The sequence below is a fragment of the Neorhizobium sp. T25_13 genome (genome assembly GCF_002968675.1).
In the GTDB taxonomy this organism is placed as follows: domain Bacteria; phylum Pseudomonadota; class Alphaproteobacteria; order Rhizobiales; family Rhizobiaceae; genus Neorhizobium; species Neorhizobium tomejilense.
Map to the genome: position 1 here is coordinate 215,279 of NZ_PVBI01000006.1, position 19,987 is coordinate 235,265.

At 61.9% G+C, this 19,987-nt stretch carries 16 protein-coding genes; 10 read left to right on the plus strand and 6 right to left on the minus strand.

The annotated features are described in order from the left end of the window. Positions 1-31 precede the first annotated feature (31 nt). Complete coding sequence (locus C5J22_RS16160; RefSeq protein WP_105419067.1) at positions 32-985, plus strand: glycine--tRNA ligase subunit alpha; 954 nt, start codon at positions 32-34, stop codon at positions 983-985. Positions 986-1,028: 43 nt separating this feature from the next. On the opposite strand, the gene C5J22_RS16165 is transcribed toward C5J22_RS16160, so the two are convergent. Continuing rightward, a complete protein-coding gene (locus C5J22_RS16165; protein ID WP_105439039.1) occupies positions 1,029-1,226 on the minus strand; it encodes a hypothetical protein in 198 nt (65 codons plus the stop codon). A gap of 201 nt (positions 1,227-1,427) precedes the next feature. Here C5J22_RS16165 and C5J22_RS16170 point away from each other — a divergent pair, with 201 nt between their 5' ends. The 6 genes from C5J22_RS16170 (at position 1,428) to C5J22_RS16195 (ending at position 8,307) form a co-directional block, all read left to right on the plus strand. Then, positions 1,428-1,979 (plus strand): LemA family protein, encoded by a 552-nt coding sequence (locus C5J22_RS16170; RefSeq protein WP_105439040.1) that lies wholly within the window; start codon positions 1,428-1,430, stop codon positions 1,977-1,979. Positions 1,980-2,066: 87 nt separating this feature from the next. Then, complete coding sequence (locus tag C5J22_RS16175; RefSeq protein WP_105439041.1) at positions 2,067-3,341, plus strand: 3-phosphoshikimate 1-carboxyvinyltransferase; 1,275 nt, start codon at positions 2,067-2,069, stop codon at positions 3,339-3,341. Positions 3,342-3,383: 42 nt separating this feature from the next. Continuing rightward, positions 3,384-5,315, plus strand: coding sequence for a DUF2207 domain-containing protein (locus C5J22_RS16180; protein WP_371412620.1), 1,932 nt, complete (start codon positions 3,384-3,386; stop codon positions 5,313-5,315). An 84-nt stretch (positions 5,316-5,399) separates the two neighbouring features. Beyond that, positions 5,400-7,622 carry a glycine--tRNA ligase subunit beta gene (glyS, locus tag C5J22_RS16185; protein ID WP_105439043.1) on the plus strand — a complete coding sequence of 741 codons (2,223 nt, stop codon included), beginning with the start codon at positions 5,400-5,402 and terminating at the stop codon, positions 7,620-7,622. Between the two features lie 48 nt (positions 7,623-7,670). Beyond that, positions 7,671-7,991 (plus strand): type II toxin-antitoxin system RelE/ParE family toxin, encoded by a 321-nt coding sequence (locus C5J22_RS16190; protein ID WP_105439044.1) that lies wholly within the window; start codon positions 7,671-7,673, stop codon positions 7,989-7,991. A gap of 1 nt (position 7,992) precedes the next feature. Continuing rightward, positions 7,993-8,307: a DNA-binding protein gene (locus tag C5J22_RS16195; protein ID WP_105402043.1), complete on the plus strand. Its 315-nt coding sequence runs from the start codon at positions 7,993-7,995 to the stop codon at positions 8,305-8,307. A gap of 70 nt (positions 8,308-8,377) precedes the next feature. Here the strand turns inward: C5J22_RS16195 and C5J22_RS16200 are convergent, their stop codons facing one another. The 5 genes from C5J22_RS16200 to C5J22_RS16220 form a co-directional block, all read right to left on the minus strand. After that, complete coding sequence (locus tag C5J22_RS16200) at positions 8,378-10,231, minus strand: methyl-accepting chemotaxis protein (RefSeq protein WP_105439045.1); 1,854 nt, start codon at positions 10,229-10,231, stop codon at positions 8,378-8,380. A gap of 401 nt (positions 10,232-10,632) precedes the next feature. Beyond that, on the minus strand, positions 10,633-12,486 hold the full coding sequence (locus C5J22_RS16205; RefSeq protein ID WP_105439046.1) for a methyl-accepting chemotaxis protein: 1,854 nt from the start codon (positions 12,484-12,486) through the stop codon (positions 10,633-10,635). 279 nt (positions 12,487-12,765) lie between these two features. Then, positions 12,766-13,284, minus strand: coding sequence for a plant virulence effector HPE1-like domain-containing protein (locus C5J22_RS16210; protein ID WP_205837188.1), 519 nt, complete (start codon positions 13,282-13,284; stop codon positions 12,766-12,768). 101 nt (positions 13,285-13,385) lie between these two features. Further along, positions 13,386-14,657, minus strand: coding sequence for a phosphoribosylamine--glycine ligase (purD, locus tag C5J22_RS16215; protein ID WP_105439047.1), 1,272 nt, complete (start codon positions 14,655-14,657; stop codon positions 13,386-13,388). A 146-nt stretch (positions 14,658-14,803) separates the two neighbouring features. Further along, positions 14,804-15,013: a hypothetical protein gene (locus tag C5J22_RS16220; RefSeq protein WP_105418679.1), complete on the minus strand. Its 210-nt coding sequence runs from the start codon at positions 15,011-15,013 to the stop codon at positions 14,804-14,806. Between the two features lie 226 nt (positions 15,014-15,239). Here C5J22_RS16220 and C5J22_RS16225 point away from each other — a divergent pair, with 226 nt between their 5' ends. From C5J22_RS16225 to C5J22_RS16235, 3 genes are all read left to right on the plus strand, one after another. Next, positions 15,240-17,537 (plus strand): Tex family protein, encoded by a 2,298-nt coding sequence (locus C5J22_RS16225; protein ID WP_105439048.1) that lies wholly within the window; start codon positions 15,240-15,242, stop codon positions 17,535-17,537. A 170-nt stretch (positions 17,538-17,707) separates the two neighbouring features. Next, positions 17,708-18,964: a cyclopropane-fatty-acyl-phospholipid synthase family protein gene (locus C5J22_RS16230; RefSeq protein WP_105439049.1), complete on the plus strand. Its 1,257-nt coding sequence runs from the start codon at positions 17,708-17,710 to the stop codon at positions 18,962-18,964. 100 nt (positions 18,965-19,064) lie between these two features. Then, on the plus strand, positions 19,065-19,874 hold the full coding sequence (locus C5J22_RS16235; RefSeq protein WP_105439050.1) for a MipA/OmpV family protein: 810 nt from the start codon (positions 19,065-19,067) through the stop codon (positions 19,872-19,874). Positions 19,875-19,987 lie beyond the last annotated feature (113 nt).

Genomic DNA, 19,987 nt, shown 5'->3' on the forward strand with positions numbered 1-19,987 from the left:
TCCGCATCCTCGAACCGACACAGATATGGCCATGACCGAGCTGCCCGACCACATGTCTCCGACCCGCTCCTTCCAGGGGCTGATCCTCGCGCTCCAGAATTACTGGGCGGACAAGGGCTGTGCGATCCTGCAGCCCTACGACATGGAAGTCGGTGCTGGTACCTTCCATCCGGCGACCACGCTGCGTGCGCTCGGGCCGAAGCCGTGGAAGGCTGCCTATGTGCAGCCGTCGCGTCGTCCGTCCGACGGCCGTTATGGCGAGAACCCCAACCGGCTGCAGCATTATTACCAGTTCCAGGTCATCCTGAAGCCGAACCCGCCGAACCTGCAGGAACTCTATCTCGGCTCGCTCGCGGCAATCGGCCTCGATCCGCTGCTGCACGACGTGCGTTTCGTCGAGGACGACTGGGAAAGCCCGACGCTCGGCGCCTGGGGCCTCGGCTGGGAATGCTGGTGCGACGGCATGGAAGTCTCGCAGTTCACCTATTTCCAGCAGGTCTGCGGCATCGAATGCGCGCCGGTCGCCGGCGAACTGACCTATGGCCTCGAACGCCTCGCCACCTATCTGCAGGGCGTGGACAGCATTTACGAGCTCAATTTCAACGGCCGTGAGGGCGAGGAAAAGATCTCCTATGGCGACGTCTTCCTGCAGGCCGAGCAGGAATATTCCCGCCATAACTTCGAATTTGCCGACACCGCCATGCTGCACCGTCATTTCATCGACGCTGAGAAGGAATGCCAGGCGCTGCTGGCGGCCGGCGCTCCGGGGGCGAACGCCAACCAGATGCTGCACAAATGCGTCTTCCCCGCCTATGACCAGTGCATCAAGGCGTCCCACGTCTTCAACTTGCTGGATGCCCGCGGGGTAATCTCGGTCACCGAACGCCAGAGCTATATCCTGCGCGTTCGCACGCTGGCGAAAGCCTGCGGCGAGGCCTTCCTGATGACGGATGCCGGTGGTGCGAATTTCGGCCGCGCCGCCTGAAGTCCGGATTTTGGAGCGGGACTGGCGCTGGGCGGCGAACCGTTCAAACGGCGCCCGTCCACTGCGTGCCCAGCTGCCAGATAGGTTTGAGTGTCGCGTAGGCGCCGGTCGGAAGCTGCCCTGCATAGATCTGCAGGAACCGGCGCGTGCCGGCCGGCTCCGGGGGCCTCATCATTACCCCGTACTGAAAAAACAGCACGGCAAACGCCAGCACATTGGCGGTTCGCACTAGGCACGCCATGGCAATTCCATCCAGATTGTTTTGAGGTGGGGCCGAATCTTTGGAATCGCCCGTTTTTCTGTAAGAGAATCTAGGGTATCCGGACGGTCGGGACTTTGCGGTAAGTCAAAAAATTGACCGTGAAAAATAATCGATGACTTCAACCACTTTTTTATACCAGGCCTCTACTGTCCCATCGCAATGGCAAGTCGGGAGACTCAGATGTACATTTTGATCGGCATAATTGTTCTCGTCGCATTCTACGTCGTTATGATCTACAACGGCCTCGTCAAGGCGCGCCAGATGGCGGAGGAGGCGTGGTCCGGCATCGACGTTCAGTTGAAGCGCCGTGCCGACCTGATCCCGAACCTGATCGAGACGGTCAAGGGATATGCCGCGCACGAAAAGGGCACGTTCGAGGAAGTCGTCAAGCTGCGCAACCAGGCGCAGGCGGTGCCCGCAGGCGATGTCGCCGGCCGCGCCCAGGCGGAAGGCCTGCTCGGCCAGGCACTCGGCAAGATCATCGCACTAGCCGAGGCCTATCCGGACCTCAAGGCGAACGAGAACTTCTCCGAACTGCAGGCCTCGCTCGAAACCATCGAAACCGAAATCCAGATGTCCCGGCGGTACTATAACGGTGCAGCTCGCGACCTGAACGTCAAGGTCGAGAGCTTCCCCAACAACCTCGTCGCCGGCCAGTTCGGGTTCTCGAAGCGCGAGTATTTCGAGATCGAGAACGCCGCCGACCGCGCAGTCCCGACCGTCAAGTTCTGAAATCCGCCATTGGACCTTCGTGCCGCAACGGTTTAAGAGCGCGGTCGGCCGCTCGTTGCGGCATTCCATTGGCGTTAAGAGACGAATATCATGGGTAGAGCCAAACTCACCATCCTGCCGTCGGGCAAGCCGCTTTCCGGGCGCGCCATGCCGCCGGGTTCCAAGTCGATCACCAACCGCGCGCTGCTTCTGGCGGGCCTTGCCAGCGGCACCAGCCGGCTGACCGGCGCCCTGCGGAGCGACGACACGCGCTACATGGCCGACGCTTTGCGGGCCATGGGCGTTTCGGTCGACGAACCGGACGAGACGACCTTTGTCGTCACCGGCAGCGGCAAGCTTCTGCCGCCCTCCGCCCCGCTGTTCCTCGGCAATGCCGGAACCGCGACCCGCTTCCTGACCGCGGCCGTCGCTTCCGTTGCGGGCACCGTCGTCGTTGACGGCGACGAACATATGCGCAAGCGGCCGATCGGCCCGCTGGTCGCCGCCCTGAAATCGCTCGGTATCGATGCCGAAGCACCGACCGGCTGCCCGCCGGTGACGGTTCGCGGCAACGGCCATTTCGCCTCCGGCCGCGTCGAGATCGACGCCGGTCTTTCCAGCCAATACGTCTCTGCGCTGCTGATGGCGGGGCCGCTCGTCAATCAAGGCGCCAACGCCCCCTTGACGGTTGCGCTGGCCGGCGCGGAAATCGGCGCCCGCGGTTATGTGGACCTGACGCTCGCCGCCATGCAGGCTTTCGGGGCCAAGGTCGAGCAGATCGACGCCGCGACATGGAAGGTCGAGCCGACCGGATATCGCGCAGCAGACTTCGTCATTGAACCGGACGCGTCGGCCGCCACCTATCTCTGGGCTGCCGAGGTGCTGACCGGCGGCGCCATCGATCTCGGCGTGGCGGCCACCGCCTTCACCCAACCGGATGCGAAGGCTTACGAAGTGATCGCACAATTCCCGCACCTGCCGGCCGAAATCGACGGTTCGCAGATGCAGGACGCGGTGCCGACGCTCGCGGTGCTGGCCGCCTTCAACGAAACACCGGTGCGTTTCACCGGTATCGCCAACCTGCGCGTCAAGGAATGCGACCGGGTGAGGGCGCTCTCGCTCGGCCTCAACGCCATTCGCGACGGCCTTGCGACGGAAGAGGGCGACGACCTGATCGTCGCCTCCGACCCGTCGCTTGCCGGCCAGACCCTGCCGGCCGAGATCAATACCTTCGCCGATCACCGCATTGCCATGAGCTTCGCGCTGGCGGGCCTGATGATCGGCGGCATCACCATTCTCGATCCGGATTGCGTCGCCAAGACCTTCCCCAGCTATTGGGATGTACTGGCCTCGCTCGGCGTCGAATATACGGACATAGTTTAAGCGGAAAACCCGGATCGGCTGGTGCCGAAGAGGAGGAATGTCGTGATGCGGTGGTTCTCCGGCCTTGGCCTGGCGTTGCTTTTCTCCCTGTCGGCGGCGCTGCCCGCCGCGGCGGAGGAATATATCCGCTCCTATCATTCCGACATCCAGGTCGCGGAAAACGGCGACCTGACGGTCACCGAAACCATCATCGCCAATTCCGAAGGCGACAGGATCAAGCGCGGCCTGTTCCGCGACTTCCCGCTGACCATGACGGATGCGGCCGGCCGCACCGTGCGGGTCGGCTTCGAGGTCGTTTCCGTCACCCGCGACGGCGAGCCCGAACCCTTCCATACCGAAAGCGTTACCGGCGGCATCCGTATCTATTCCGGCGACAAGGACGTGTTCCTCCGCGATGGCGAGCACACCTTCGTCTTCACCTACAAGACCGACCGGCAGATCCGTTATTTCGACGATCACGACGAGCTTTACTGGAATGCCACCGGCAATGGCTGGGAATTCCGCATCGCCCAGGCCTCGGCGCGGGTGACCCTGCCGGCCGCCGCGCGGATAACCCAAACCGCCGCCTATACCGGTCCGCTCGGCTCCACCGCTCGCAATGCCCGCATGCAGGCGAACGGCAATCAGGCGGTGTTCTCGACCACGAGGCCGCTCGGCGCGCAGGAGGGCCTGACGATCGTTGCGGGCTTTCCCAAGGGGGTTGTAGCCCCTCCTTCCAGGGATCAGGAAAGTGCGTGGTGGTGGCGCGACAATATCGGGACGATCATCTCGGTCGTCGGCCTTGTCCTCGTCGTCGGTTATTATGCCGCGTTCTGGGTCCGCGTCGGTCGCGACCCGGATCGAGGTGTCGTCGTGCCGCGCTGGGATGCGCCGGAGGGGCTATCGCCGGCTCTGGTCAACTACATCGACAACAAGGGCTTTTCCGGCGGCGGATGGACGGCCTTTGCGGCAAGCGCGCTCGATCTGGCGGTCAAGGGTTATGTGACGCTGGAGGATCTCGCGGAAAAGATCGTCATCCGGCGCACCGACAAGGCAGTGCCGAGGACGGTGCCGATCGGTCAGGCCTCGATCCTTGGCTCCATCGGGGCCAAGGGGCAGGAACTGATCATCGACGAGGCCCACGGCACCACTGTCCAGTCGATCGGCGCGAGCTTCCGCCAGGCGATCGAGAAGGAACATCGCGGCAAATATTACAACGGCAACAAGAGTTACGTGATCGGCGGCGTCATCCTGAGCGTGCTTTCCATCGTGGCTCTGCTGGTGTTCGGCAATCTTGAACCGGACATGATCGCCATGCTGATCATCCCCGCATTTTTCGCCGTGGTCTTCGGTTTCCTTGCTGTCGGTTTCGGCAAGGGCTTCCGCCGCGGCTCGTCGCTGTTTTCGAAAATCATCTCGGTCGTTATCCTCGGCGTCATCGGCCTCGTTGCGATCTCGATCGGCTCGGCCATCCTCGTGGCGGTCCTGTCGGAGATGACCGGCAACGAGCATTGGCCGATCCTGGTCTCGGTCGGCGGCATCGTGCTCGCCAACGTCATCTTCTTCTTCCTGATAGGTGCGCCGACGCCGCTCGGCCGCAAGCTGATGGATGGCATAGAGGGCCTGCGCATCTACCTGACGCTCGCCGAAAAGGACCGCATGAACACGGCCGGCGCCCCCACGATGTCGCCGCAGCATTTCGAAAAGCTTCTGCCCTATGCGGTGGCACTCGGCGTCGAAAAGCCGTGGAGCAACACATTCGAGACCTGGCTTGCGAGCGCCGCCGCTGGAGCGGCCGCCGGCGCCTATGCGCCCGGCTGGTATAGCGGCAATTACGGATCCAATTTCGGCGACCGCATCGGCGGTTTCTCCTCCTCGATGGCCTCCACCATCGCCTCGACCATCCCCGCCCCAAAATCCTCCTCGTCCTCCTCCGGCTTTTCCGGCGGCTCGTCCGGTGGCGGCGGAGGTGGCGGCGGCGGAGGCGGCTGGTAGAGACTTTCCCCAATCCGCTGATGACTTTTGGCGACGGGCTTGCTAAGTCCGCCGCGACCTTATTGTTAGCGCAAAGACATCATCATGCCCGATCTGCTTCTCGAACTCCGCTCAGAGGAAATTCCCGCCCGCATGCAGCGCAAGGCGGCGGGAGACCTGAAAAAGCTCGTCACCGACGCGCTGGTGGAAGCGGGTCTGACCTATGAGGGTGCGCGCGAATACTGGACGCCGCGTCGCCTGACGCTGGATATCCGCGGCCTGACAGCCCGCTCCGCAGATCAGCGCGAGGAGCGCAAGGGTCCGCGCACCGACGCGCCGGAAGGCGCCATCGCCGGCTTTTTGCGCGGTGCAGGTCTTTCGTCGATCTCCGAGGCCCAGGTCGTCAACGACCCGAAGAAGGGCGATTTCTACGTCGCGCTCATCTCCAAGCCCGGCCGTCCGGCGGAAGAGATCATCGCCGAGGTGATGCCCGGCATCATCCGCAATTTCCCCTGGCCGAAATCGATGCGCTGGGGTGCCGCCTCCATGCCGAAGGGTGCGCGCTTTGCCGGCATTGACGGCAAGGGTCCGGAAAGCCTGCGCTGGGTGCGCCCGCTGCAGTCGATCGTCTGCGTCTTCGGCCCGGAACATGACGAAACCCAGGTCATCCCCTTCGAGATCGACGGCCTGACCGCCAGCAACATCACCTACGGCCACCGGTTCCACGCGCCTGACGCCGTTACCGTGCGCCGTTTCGACGATTACGTGACGAGCCTCGAAAAGGCGAAGGTCATGCTCGATGCCGACCGCCGCAAGGACGTCATCCTGCACGATGCCCGCGACCTCGCCTTCGCCAACGGCCTCGAACTGGTCGAGGACGAAGGCCTGCTCGAAGAAGTCTCCGGTCTCGTCGAATGGCCGCATGTGCTGATGGGCGAGTTCGAAGAGGATTATCTCGAAATCCCCTCCGAAATCATCCGCCTGACCATCAAGACGAACCAGAAATGTTTCGTCACCCGCCCGCAGACAGGCGGAGAGGGCCTTTCCAACCGCTTCATCCTGATTTCGAACATCGAGGCGAAGGACGGCGGCAAGGAAATCATGCACGGCAACGGCAAGGTCGTGCGCGCGCGCCTCTCCGACGCCAAGCATTTCTGGACGCGCGACCAGGGCGACATGCCCGACCTCGACACTCTTGAGGAGTCATTCAAAAAGTTCGACTTGCATAAGGAAAAGCCGCTCGACCAGCGCATGGCAAAGCTCGACGCGCTGAACGTGACGTTCCACGCCAAGCTCGGCACGCAAGGCGAACGCGTGACGCGCATCCGAGCTTTGGCTCAGGAGCTGGCTCCGATCGTCGGTGCTGATACGAAGCTCGTCGATCGCGCCGCCGTGCTGGCGAAGGCTGATCTTCGCACCGAAGCGGTCGGTGAATTCCCGGAACTGCAGGGCCTAATGGGCCGGAAATATGCGGTGCTGCAGGGCGAGGATGCGACGGTTGCTGCGGCGATCGAAGACCACTGGAAGCCGAATGGCCCTTCCGATCGCCTGCCCGAGGACAAGGTCGGGCTGACGGTCGCTCTTGCCGACAAGCTCGATACGCTGGTCGGCTTCTGGGCGATCGATGAGAAGCCGACGGGTTCGAAGGATCCGTATGCGCTGCGACGTGCGGCTCTAGGTGTTGTACGGATTTTGTTGGAGCGGAAGGTTCGGCTGGCGCTCAGCGAAGCTTTTCGAATGGCCTACGTTCCGAATCTCTATTTTCATCCCGGTAGGACGGAAGAAGAGATCGCGGATAGGATTTATAAGCCCGATCTCCTCTCCTTCTTCCACGACCGCCTAAAAGTCTATCTTCGCGACCAGGGCGCCCGCCACGACCTGATCGACGCCGTCCTGACGCCGTCCTCCGACGATCTGCTGATGGTCGCTCGCCGCGTCGAGGCGCTGACGGCGTTCATCACTTCGGAAGACGGCAAGAACTTGCTCGCCGGTACCAAGCGCGCCGTGCAGCTGCTCGCCGCGGAAGAGAAGAAGGGCACCGTCGTCGCCGATGGCGTTTCGGAAGAACTGTTGAGGCTCGATGCCGAAAAGGCGCTCTGGGCAGCGGTCGTCGTCGCCTCGAAGGAAGCGGCCGAGGCCGTCGCCAGGGAAGACTTCCGCTCGGCCATGGAAGCCCTGTCGAAACTCCGCGCGCCCGTCGACAAGTTCTTCGAGGATGTGCTCGTCAACGACGAGGACGCCGCCATCCGCGCCAACCGCTTGGCCCTCCTGAAGGCCATCCGCGAAGCGACCGCGACCGTCGCGGACTTTTCCAAGATCAGCGGCTGAACATCCGACGCTATTGGATGATGGTGACGCATATGTTACCATCATCCAATGAAGATCACCGAATACCTTGAGCCAGATGGATCGAGCCCTTTCGGGCGGTGGTTTTCGAAGATCGAGTCCCGTGCGGCCTCGAAGGTGACGATTGCGCTGGCGCGGATCGGACAAGGCAACCTCTCGAACGTGAAGTCGGTCGGCGCCGGAGTGCCGGAATACCGGATCGATTATGGGCCCGGCTACCGGATCTATTTCGGTCGGGACGGCGGGCAACTGGTGATCCTGTTGGTCGGCGGAACCAAACAGCGCCAGCAAAATGATATCGAGACCGCGCTTGGCTATTGGCAGAGCTACAAATCCAGGAAGGGAAGCTGAGATGGCCCTGACACGCGAATTCAAGGAAACGGTGAAGGCCCGGCTGGATCAGGATCCGGCATTTCGCGCCGCTTTGCTTTCGGATGCTGTCGAACTTCTTCTGGAAGGCGATCTCGAAACCGGTAAGAGCGTGCTGCGCGACTTCATCAACGCTACGATCGGTTTCGAGACATTGGCCGAAAAGGTCGATATGCCGGCCAAGAGCCTGATGCGAATGTTCGGGCCAAAAGGCAATCCGCGCGCCGATAATCTGTTCAATGTCATCCGGCAATTGCAGGAAAGCTCCGGCATCCACCTGGCAGTGGCCGCCGCCTGATCTTACTCCCCCCCAAAAAAACCGCCGGATCTTTCGACCCGGCGGTTCCCCGTCCCCCGACTAACTTTAATTAGCTGGCGCGGCGCATCTTCTGTGCAACGCGGTTGAGGCTGCCGGCACCGGCGTTGTAGCCGGTATTTTGGCCTGCATTGATGCGGAAGCTGCTGATCAGGCTGAGTAACTCGTCGGTGTCGGCGGCAAGCGCTTCGGCCGAGGCGGTGGTTTCTTCCGCCATCGCCGCATTGTGCTGGGTGGCCGCGTCGAGCTGGTTCAGCGAAGACGAGATCGAGCGCAGCGTGGTGTCTTGTTCGGAAGCCGAATGGGCGATCTTGCCGACGATGTCGCTCGCCGCCTTCACCTGGTTGGAAATCCGCTTCAGGGCTTCGCCGGCTTCGCCAACGAGGCGGACGCCGTTCTGCACCTGTCCGGAAGAACGCGAGATCTGATCCTTGATCTCTTTGGCCGCAGCGGCGGAGCGCTGAGCGAGTTCGCGGACTTCCTGGGCAACGACCGCAAAACCTTTGCCGGACTCGCCGGCGCGGGCTGCTTCGACACCGGCATTGAGCGCCAGCAGGTTGGTCTGGAAGGCGATGTCGTCGATGACGCCGATGATCTTGGAGATCTCGTCCGACGAATGTTCGATGCCGCCCATTGCGTCGATCGCCTGGGCGACGATCTGGTCGGAGCGGGTGGCTTCGGCGCTGACCGAGGTGACGCGCTGGGCCGCCTCGTGTGCACCTTCGGCCGTCTGGCGAACGGCGACGGTGAGTTCGTCGAGCGCCGCGGACGTCTCTTCGAGATTGGCGGCCTGGCGTTCGGTGCGTTGCGACAACTCGCTCGAGGCGCGGCGGATTTCTTCCTTCGAGCCGCCGATGTCGATGCCCTTGGCATTGACCTTGCTCATCGCCGCTTCGAGATGGGCGAGCGCCTCGTTGAAGTTGTGGCGCAGCGTCTCGTAACGCGGGCCGAGATCGCCGCAGCGGATCGTCAAGTCGCTTTGGGCGAGTGATTCCAGCGCTTCGCCGATGGTGGAGACCACACGGGTCTGCAGCGCGGCTTCCTGCTGCTGGCTGTGGAGGTTCTGCTGGCGTTCGCGGTCGAGCTCCTGGCGCTGCTTTTCCTCGCGATCGGCCATGGCATGGCGTTCGCGGATCTTTTCCTGCAGCGCCTGGGTGGCCTTCGCCATCATGCCCACTTCGTTCGACATGTCCGTATGCGGGATGGCGATCGTGACGTTTTCGTCGGCGACCGCCTGAAGCGTGCCATGCACGGCGGCGAGCGGCTTGGTGATGCCGCGGATCACCACATAGGCAGCCGCAAGGGCGATTATCAACGCGAAGGCGCCGGTAGCGAGTGCGTCCAGCACCATTCCGCGAATCTGTGCCTGCAGGTCATCGGTGTAGACGCCTGTCGCAATGACCATCTGCCAGGGTTCGAATGCCTTCGCATAGGAGCTCTTCGAAAAGTCGCCATCAGGCAGGCCGGGCTTGGTCGTGCTTATATAATCGACAATTCCGCCGCCGGATCTGCCAACGGAGACCATTTCGTCGCGGAACAGTTTCCCGGCGGAATCAGGTTTGCCCTTGCCGCTCTCGCCGACCTTCTTCGGATCGGGATGCATCAGCATCTTCACGTCGTAGTCATAGGCGAAGAGATAGCCGTCGGGCTGGAAGCTCATGGCGGAGACTGCGGCGAAGGCCTGCTTCTGGGCGTCTGCGCGCGTCAGCTCACCGGCCGCCTCACGCTGCTGGAACTTCTTGAGGATACCGATACCAGACTCCACCTGGGTCCGCAGCATTCCATACCGCTCGGCATAGATAGCGCGCGTCGAGGTCTGGAGTTGGAAATAGGTCACGACGGCGAAGCCGGCGATCAGGGCCAGAACCAGCAGGACGAGCTGGTTTGAAATCCTCAGGTTTTTCATGTTCGTTCCATAAGTGATTGAGCTCGCCTCGAGCGACTTGGAAGAATGATTCTGAATGGAGAGGCGCTTCTGCGCGTGGAAATGTGCTGCATCGCACACCCGAGAGAATATAATGCAATATTTGAATAAAAATTTAACAAAAGCGAATTTCAGGGATGATATTTAACAATCCAGAGAAATTATGCGTATGTTTTTCGCGGGGCGATACGTTTAAAGCTGTCGCAAATAAAGGAAATTTGAGCAGCAGGGCTCAATAAGCCGAAGAGTTTTGGCAATAGTATTTAATGTCCACGCATTATATACTTGAATTGAATTTCTATTATGTGACTTATTATCTCTTATGATGCAACCGCCGGATCTTTCGATCCGGCGGTTCCTCCGTCCCATGTATTGGATTGGCGTCAGCTGGCCCGGCGCATCTTCTGCGCGACGCGGTTGAGGCTGCCGGCGCCGGTATTGTAGCCGGTGTCCTGGCCTGCACTGATGCGGAAGCTGCTGATCAGGCTCAGCAGTTCATCGGTATCGGCGGCAAGCGCTTCGGCCGAGGCGGTGGTTTCTTCCGCCATCGCCGCATTGTGCTGGGTTGCCGCGTCGAGCTGGTTCAGCGACGACGAGATCGAGCGCAGCGTGGTGTCCTGTTCGGAAGCCGAATGGGCGATCTTGCCGACGATGTCGCTCGCCGCCTTCACCTGGTTGGAAATCCGCTTCAGGGCTTCGCCGGCTTCGCCGACGAGCCGGACGCCATTCTGCACCTGACCGGAAGAACGGGAGATCTGGTCCTTGATCTCCTTGGCGGCAGCGGCGGAGCGCTGGGCCAGTTCGCGGACTTCCTGGGCGACGACCGCAAAACCCTTGCCGGATTCACCGGCGCGTGCTGCTTCGACACCGGCATTGAGGGCCAGCAGGTTGGTCTGGAAGGCGATATCGTCGATGACGCCGATAATCTTGGAGATCTCGTCCGACGAATGCTCGATGCCGCCCATCGCGTCGATCGCCTGGGCGACGATCTGGTCGGAACGGGTGGCCTCGGCGCTGACGGAGGTGACGCGCTGGGCTGCCTCATGTGCACCTTCGGCCGTCTGGCGAACGGCGACGGTGAGTTCGTCGAGAGCCGCGGACGTTTCTTCGAGATTGGCGGCCTGACGTTCGGTGCGTTGCGACAATTCGCTCGAGGCGCGGCGGATTTCTTCCTTCGAGCCGCCGATGTCGATGCCCTTGGCATTGACCTTGCTCATCGCCGCCTCGAGATGGGCGAGTGCTTCGTTGAAGTTATGGCGCAGCGTCTCGTAACGCGCTCCAAGATCGCTGCAGCGGACAGTGAGGTCTCCCTGGGCAAGCGCTTCGAGCGCTTCGCCGATGGTGGAGACCACACGGGTCTGCAGCGCGGCTTCCTGTTGCTGCATATCGACATTCTGCTGGCGCTCGCGATCGAGTTCCGTCTTCTGTTTTTCCTCGCGATCGGCCATCGCATGGCGTTCGCGGATCTTTTCCTGCAGAGCCTGGGTGGCCTTCGCCATCATGCCCACTTCGTTCGACATGTCCGTATGCGGGATCGTCGCGGTGACGTTTTCGTCGGCGACGGCCTGCAGAGCCGTGTGCACGGCGGCGAGCGGCTTGGTGATGTTGCGGATGACGAGGACGGCGACGCCGAGTGCAAACAGGAAGGCGACGAAGCCGATGCCGACCACTTCCAGGATCGTCCTGTTGATCTTGGCGTCGAGGTCGTCGGTGTAAACGCCTGTGCCGACAATGAGCTGCCAGGGCTCGAAGGCGCGGGAATAGGCGGCCTTTTCGAAGACCTTGTCAGCCGGCATGCCGGGCTTTTCCCAGTAATAGGTGGTGACGCCGCCGCCGGCACGGCCCTTGGCGACCATCTCTTCGCGGAACAGGTTGCCCATCTTGTCCGGCTGACCCTTCTGGTTCACGCCGATCAGTTTGGAATTGAAGTGGAACTGCGTCACCGTCTCGTAGTTCAGGCCGAAGATGTAGCCGGCCGGCTCGTATTTGATCCCTGCCACGGTTGCGTAAGCCAATTTCTGCGCGTCCTCGCGCTTCAGCTCGCCCGACTTTTCCCGGTCGTAATAGGATTGCAGGATGGAAATGCCCGATTCCACCTGGGTGCGCAGCATTTCGTAGCGCTCGGCATAGATGGAGGCGATCGACGTGCGGATCTGATAGTAGGTGACGGCGGTAAAAGCCACCATGAGCACTGCCACCATGGTCAATAACTGGTGGGAAATCTTGAGATTCTTCATGTTTCGACTCACTTTCAGGCAGCCGAACTCTCCCGGAGGAGCCGGAGCGGGGGCGAAGTTTTTGGGGAAGCGCGTCCTGCGCCGGTCACGTGCTCACATCGCACTATGACGCGAGAGTGATCTCGAACATTTGAATAAAAATTTAATTATCGGGGTCTTGACAGCCCCGAACGCAAATATTTTGGGCAGGTCGGATTTGACGATGCACAATTTGCGCGCATGCCGTGAAACGGCATTCCGGAAGCACTTTCTGCTATGTAAATATAATGATTTTCTAACTTAGTACCGGTTGGTACGCAGCTCGAACATGTCGAGGGCCAGCGGCTTCGGCGCGAGCGAAGCTTCGGCAATTCCGACCGACGCGTCGCCGATTGTCTTCACGGCACTGGTCATGGCGTCGGTATCGATGCCGTCACTCGGTGCTTCGGCGGCGACGATCTGCGTCTGGGTCGAGCCGTTGGTGGTCGGGTGAAGTTCGGCAATGGCCTTTTCCTCGGCCATCCATTGGGGCAGCTTGCTGACATGGACTACCGGCGAGCCGCCGAGCCAGGCTTCGGTGCGCGCCAGCTTCTTCTCACCGTTGATCTCGATGATTTCCGTCTTCTGGGTGCCTGCCGGCAGATCGGGAACCCTGTAGGCCGCCTCGTCGGATTTCGGGGCCACGGTGACCGGGCAGCTTGCGCAGGTCTTGGTGACGATACTGACGCCTGGCTGATGTGTGCTGTTGATCACCGTGATCGACGACGCGAAAGCGGAACTGCTTGCAAACACCAGAGCTGTAGCCAGAACGAGACGCATGACCGGGAATCCTTCTTGAGGTCCCCGATGATTACCGTAGCTTCGTTTCTATCCCGTCTGGATAGTCGGTAAATTTTGAATGAACTTGGCGTTTCCGACACTCAGCTCTTTTCGCGCGCCACTGCCTGCCAGCCGATATCGCGGCGGCAGAAGCCGTTTTCCCATTCGACCTGGTCCACGAGCCTGTAGGCGCGCGCCTGCGCATCCGCGACGGTCCCGGCAGTCGCCGTAACGTTCAGCACGCGGCCGCCGGTTGCGACAAGTTTGCCGTCCTTGAGGGCCGTCCCGGCGTGAAAAATCTTCCCCGCGGCAGCATCCTCCGGCAGGTGGGCGATCGGGGTGCCCTTGTCGTAGGCGCCCGGGTAACCCTTGGAGGCCATCACCACGGTCAGCGCCACGTCGTCGCTCCACTCGGCGGAAACCTGGTCGAGCGTTTCGGTCGCTGCCGCATGCAGCAGGTCGAGCAGGTCGCTCTTCAGCCGCATCATCAGCACCTGGCATTCGGGATCGCCGAAGCGGACATTGTATTCGATCAGTTCCGGACCCTTGGTGGTGATCATCAGGCCCGCGAAGAACACGCCGGTAAAGGGATGCCCGCTTGCCGCCATGCCGCGGATCGTCGGCTCGATGATCTCCTTCATGGTGCGCGCGACCATGTCCGGCGTCATCACCGGAGCGGGCGAATAGGCGCCCATGCCGCCAGTATTCGGGCCGGTATCGCCGTCGCCGACCCGCTTGTGGTCCTGGGCTGTCGCCAGCGCCAGCGCTGACTTGCCGTCGGACAGGCAGAAGAAGCTCGCCTCCTCGCCGTCCAGATAGGCTTCCACCACCACTTCGGCTCCGGCCGACCCGAAGGCGCCGTCGAAGCAGTCGTCGATTGCGGCAAGCGCCTCGTCGAGCACCATGGCGACGGTGACGCCCTTGCCGGCGGCAAGCCCGTCTGCCTTCACGACGATCGGCGCGCCCTGTTCGCGCACATAGGCCCTGGCCTCGGCAGCGTCGGTGAAGCGGCGATAGGCGCCGGTCGGGATATCGTAGCGGGCGCAGAGATCCTTGGTGAAACCCTTCGAGCCTTCGAGTTGGGCGGCGGCGGCGGAAGGACCGAAGGTCGCAATGCCCTTGGCGCGGAGATGGTCCGCAAGCCCGGCGACGAGCGGCGCTTCCGGCCCGACGACGACGAGACCGATTGCGTTGTCGAGGCAGAAGGCCGCGACGGCGGCATGATCGTCGATGTCGAGCGATACGAGTTCGGCATGATCGGCGATGCCGGGATTGCCGGGGGCGGCATAGAGTTTGCCGAGTTTCGGAGACTGGGCGAGTTTCCAGGCGAGCGCGTGCTCGCGTCCACCCGAACCGATCAAGAGAACTTTCATGTCCTGCCCTCGCCTGCGCTGAAAACCTTGGCCTTGCGCGGCGGTTAAGGGGAGGGGAGGCAAAGGTCAAGGGCCAAGGCTTAGGTGGCCTCCCATCTTGTGGCCATCATGGCGTTTCAATGGGAGGCCGTTGCGTTCGATAAAGGTCAGAATTCACCGCGCCGATTTTTGGCGCCACGTCGGATGTCCAGTGTCGTCTGGAAGATCACCCTGTTCCGATAGGCGAGGAAAGGCACCGGTTCGTTCCGAAGGGACGCATCGTTCAGCTTCTGTTCGAGATAGGAAATGGCAGCCTCTAGCTCTTCATTGGCGACCGCCGTGTCAAATGCCAGTGTCCTGGCGGCGTTTTTGGGCATTCGTATCTCCATTCGGCCACATCATGCGGCGGAATGATTTTAATAGCCTCTTGCCGGAGGTGAGAGTGCGTTGGTTCTTTTCCACAGGGCCTTGGTTAGCAATCGGTCACCTCGTGTCTCGTTCCGGCACGGTTGGCGCCAAGCAAATTGTGGAACCGGCATTCGCTACGTTGCCTTGCCACAAACTTCGACTATGGTCGCGCCTCCCATTTGAACGAGGACGCCCATGGCCGCCGATCTCCGTTTCCTTGCCGCCGCGATTGCCGCGGAAATCAATGCCCGTCCCGAACAGGCCGCCGCCGCGATCGGCCTGATCGACGAGGGCGCCACCGTGCCGTTCATTGCGCGCTACCGTAAGGAAGTGACCGGCGGGCTGGACGATACGCAGCTCCGCAACCTGTCTGAACGCCTGGTCTATCTGCGCGAGCTCGAAGCACGCCGTTCCACCATCGTCGATTCGGTCAATTCGCAGGGCAAGATGACCGACGAGCTTGCCGCAAAGATCGGCAAGGCAACGACCAAGGCCGAGCTCGAAGACCTTTATCTCCCCTACAAGCCGAAGCGCCGCACCCGCGCCGAGATTGCTCGCGAGCGCGGCCTCGGACCCTTGGCCGAAGCGATCTGGGCCGACCGCAGCGCCGATCCGGCAAAGCTTGCCGAAGCCTATGTCAAGGACGAGGTCGCTGACGTGAAGGGTGCGCTCGAAGGCGCCCGCGATATCGTCGCCGAGACGATCTCCGAAAATGCCGACCTGCTCGGCCGGCTGCGCCAGCATATGCGGGCCGGCGCGACACTGAAGGCCAGGGTGGTCGACGGCAAGCAGGAGGCCGGCGCCAAGTTCTCCGATTATTTCGATCATTCAGAGCGCTGGGCGACCGCTCCCGGCCACCGCGCGCTTGCCATGCTGCGCGGCTGGAACGAGGAGTTCCTGACGCTGACGATCGAAGTCGACCAGGACGATCCGTCGCCGGTCAAACCCGCCCAGCGCATCATCGCGCTCGCCTTCGATATCCGCGACCGGGGTGCCGCCGACCGCTGGCTGATGGAAGCCGCCGGTTGGACCTGGCGCGTCAAGCTCTCGGTCTCGCTGTCGCTCGACCTGATGCGCGAACTGCGCGAGCGCGCCGAGGAGGAGGCGATCCACGTGTTCGCCCGCAACCTCAAGGACCTGCTGCTCGCCGCACCCGCCGGCTCGCGCACCACGATGGGCCTCGATCCGGGCATCCGCACCGGCGTCAAGGTCGCGATCGTCGATGCCACCGGCAAGCTGCTGGAAACGACGACCGTCTACCCGTTCCCGCCGAAGAACGACATCCGCGGCACCCAGGCGGAGCTCGCCTCGCTGGTCCGCAAACACAATGTCGAGCTGATCGCCATCGGCAACGGCACCGGCAGCCGCGAGACGGAAAAGCTGGTCGCCGACATGCTGTTGAACCTGCCTGGGCAGAAGCCGACCAAGGTCATCGTCTCGGAGGCCGGCGCTTCGGTCTATTCGGCGTCGGAAACCGCCGCTCTCGAATTCCCCGGCCTCGACGTGTCGCTGCGCGGCGCCGTTTCCATCGCCCGCCGCCTTCAGGATCCGCTGGCGGAACTGGTCAAGATCGAACCGAAATCGATCGGCGTCGGCCAGTACCAGCACGATGTCGACCAGGGAAAACTGTCCCGCTCGCTGGATGCGGTGGTCGAAGACGCGGTGAACGCGGTCGGCGTCGATCTCAACATGGCGTCCGCGCCGCTGCTCGCCCGCGTCTCCGGCCTCAGCCGGTCGATTGCCGAAGCGATCGTCGCCCATCGCGACCAGAACGGCGCTTTTTCGAGCCGCAAGGACCTGCTGAAGGTCGCCCGTCTCGGAAACCGCACCTTCGAGCAGGCGGCAGGCTTCCTGCGCATTCCGAACGGCAAGGAGCCGCTGGATTCGTCCGCCGTCCATCCGGAAGCCTATGGCGTCGCCAAGAAGATCGTCGCCGCCTGCGGCCGTGACCTGCGCTCGCTGATGGGCGACAGCGCGGCGCTCAAGGCGCTCGACCCGAAGCGGTTCATCGACGAGACCTTCGGTTTGCCGACCGTCAAGGATATCATCGCCGAACTGGAAAAGCCCGGCCGCGATCCGCGCCCGAGCTTCAAGACCGCCACTTTTGCCGAGGGCGTGGACGAGATCACCGACCTGAAGCCGGGCATGATGCTCGAAGGCACCGTCACCAATGTCGCCGCCTTCGGCGCTTTCGTCGATATCGGCGTGCACCAGGACGGGCTGGTCCATGTCTCGCAGCTCGCCGACCGCTTCATCAAGGATCCGCATGAAGTGGTAAAGGCAGGCGACGTGGTCAAAGTCCGCGTCGTCGAGGTCGATGTGAAGCGCAAGAGGATAGCGCTGACCATGCGCAAGGACGGCGGCGAGGCGGCACCCGCTCCGCGCGGAGACCGCGACGTCCGGCCGGTTAACCCGAAAATGATGAAAACTGAAAAGCCTTCATCTCAGGGCGCCTTCGGTGCAGCACTCGCAGAAGCTTTAAAACGCAAGTAAATTTTACCAGCTTCCGGAAAATCTCAATCACAACGTGCGGGCCGTCAGCCAAGGGTTTGACGGCCTGTTTTTTTATGTCATTTTCATGGTCGCAATGTGCTTGAAAGTCGCACAGAAGCGACTAGATTTTGGATTAGTAAGGCATCCTTAGTATTATTGGAGGTGGGTCCGTGGCCTCGTCCCTTCACAATCTTCTCAGCAAAATCATCAAGACTGGAACTTTGATCGTACGCGCTTCGGCCGGCGAGCAGCGTTATGGCGGCGGCGGTGGGCGGTCCGTTTCGATACGGTTTACCGACGAGGCCGCCGAACGCGAACTGGTGGCGGATCCTCCCTTGAAGCTCGGCGAGCTTTACATGGACGGCCGTCTCGTCATCGATGACGGCGACATCTACGAGTTCCTGGCGCTTATCAAGGACAACACCCTCAGCGAAGGCCTGACCTTCGGGATGATCTGGCGCGGCATCGCCCGCGTGCTGGTTTCCCAGTTCCGCAATCGCGTGCCGATCAACCACAATCGGCGCAACGTCGCCCATCATTACGATCTCAACGAAAAACTGTTTTCGCTCTTCCTCGATGAGGACTGGCAATATTCCTGCGCCTATTTCAATCCGCCGGGCATTTCGCTCGACGAGGCGCAGATCGCCAAGAAACGCCACATCGTTGCCAAGCTCCTTGCCGAGCCGGGCCAGAAGGCGCTGGAGATTGGCTCCGGCTGGGGCGGCATGGCCATGTATCTGTCGGAATCCTCCGGCGTCGATGTGACCGGCATCACGCTCTCGACCGCGCAGCTCAAGATTTCGAACCAACGCGCCGCCAAGCGCGGCCTTGCCAACAGTGTCCGCTTCGAGCTGCAGGACTATTATTACTTAGCCCCGGACAAGCGTTACGACCGCATCGTTTCCGTCGGCATGTTCGAGCATGTGGGCCGGCTGAACTATCAAAAGTTCTTCGACAAGGTGAACGACGTGCTCGCCGATGACGGCGTCATGGTGCTGCATTCGATCGGCCAGCCCTATCCGGCGCTGATCAACAATCCCTGGATCGAGAAATATATCTTCCCGGGCGGTTACATCCCGGCGATCTCGGAAGTGATACCGGCGGTCGAGAAGGCCGGCCTGCTCGTCTCCGACATCGAAATCCTGCCGATGCACTATGCCCATACGCTGCGCCACTGGCGCGAGCGGTTCATAGCCAACAAGGACAAGGCGGCGGCGCTTTACGACGATCGTTTCGTGCGGATGTGGGAGTTCTATCTGGCCGGTTCAGAAATGGCCTTCACCCACGAGAGCTTCTTCATCTTTCAGATGCAGATCGTCAAGAAACGCACGGCCGTTCCGGACAATCGCGACTACATCTACGAGCGCGAGGCGGAGCTCAAGGCCTTCGAAGAAAGCCGCATCCCGCTTGACAAGGTCGCGGTGTGATCTTCCGCTTGGTTAACAAGCTGGCAATGGAAATGCGATAATAGAACAGAAATCCCCAGTGGGGTCTCTGTTCTGTTTTGCGTTTTCAGGATCCATTGCCATGTCCCTTCCTCTTCGGGCTGCCCTTTTCATTTCCGTCTTTTCGATCGTTTCTCCCGGCAGCGCCGGGGCCCAGGAAGGTTTCTGGTCCGGCGACTGGTACCTGACGCTCGGCGGCGCCGGTTTCGTCGCACCGAAATTCGAGGGCGACAACGGCCGCAGCCTGCAGTTCTCGCCGATCATCTCGCTCGGCCGCCAGAACAGCAAACAGGCACGTTTCTCATCCCGCAACGACAGCATCTCCTTCGCGCTGATCGACCAGGGTTCGATCCGCGCCGGCGTGGCGGCCAAGCTGATCATGCCGCGCGACGGCGATACGTCCGACGACCTGAAGGGCCTGAAGAAGGTCAAGCTCGGCGGCGAACTCGGCGGCTTTGTCGATATCTATCCGACCGACTGGATCCGCGCCCGGGCCGAAATCCGCCAGGGCATCCGCAGCCATGACGGCGTCGTCGCCGATGTCTCCGTCGACGCCTTCACCGATCTCCAGCCGGATCTCAGGCTTTCCGGCGGTCCGCGCGCGACCTGGGCAAGCAATGGCTACAACGACGCCTATTACAAGGTGACCCCGAGCCAGTCGGCAGCATCGGGTCTCTCCGCCTACGATCCGGGCGGCGGCCTGCATTCGGTCGGCGTCGGCGCGGCGCTGACCTGGAAGGCGACCGAGAAACTCGAACTCACCTCGTTTGCCGAATACAAGCGGCTGACCGGCGATGTTGCCGACAGCAGCCTGGTGCGCGAGCGGGGTTCCAAGAACCAGCTGATGTTCGGCGTTTCGGCGAGCTACAAATTCGGCTTCTCGCTTCCCTAAGTCGTGAGCGTGCTCACGACGGAAGGGCGGCTCTTCCGCGCCAGAAGACGTGGCTCTTCCGCGCTGTGAGGCGACAAAGCGCCGGCTTGACCGTAACGTTCGGCCGGCGCTAG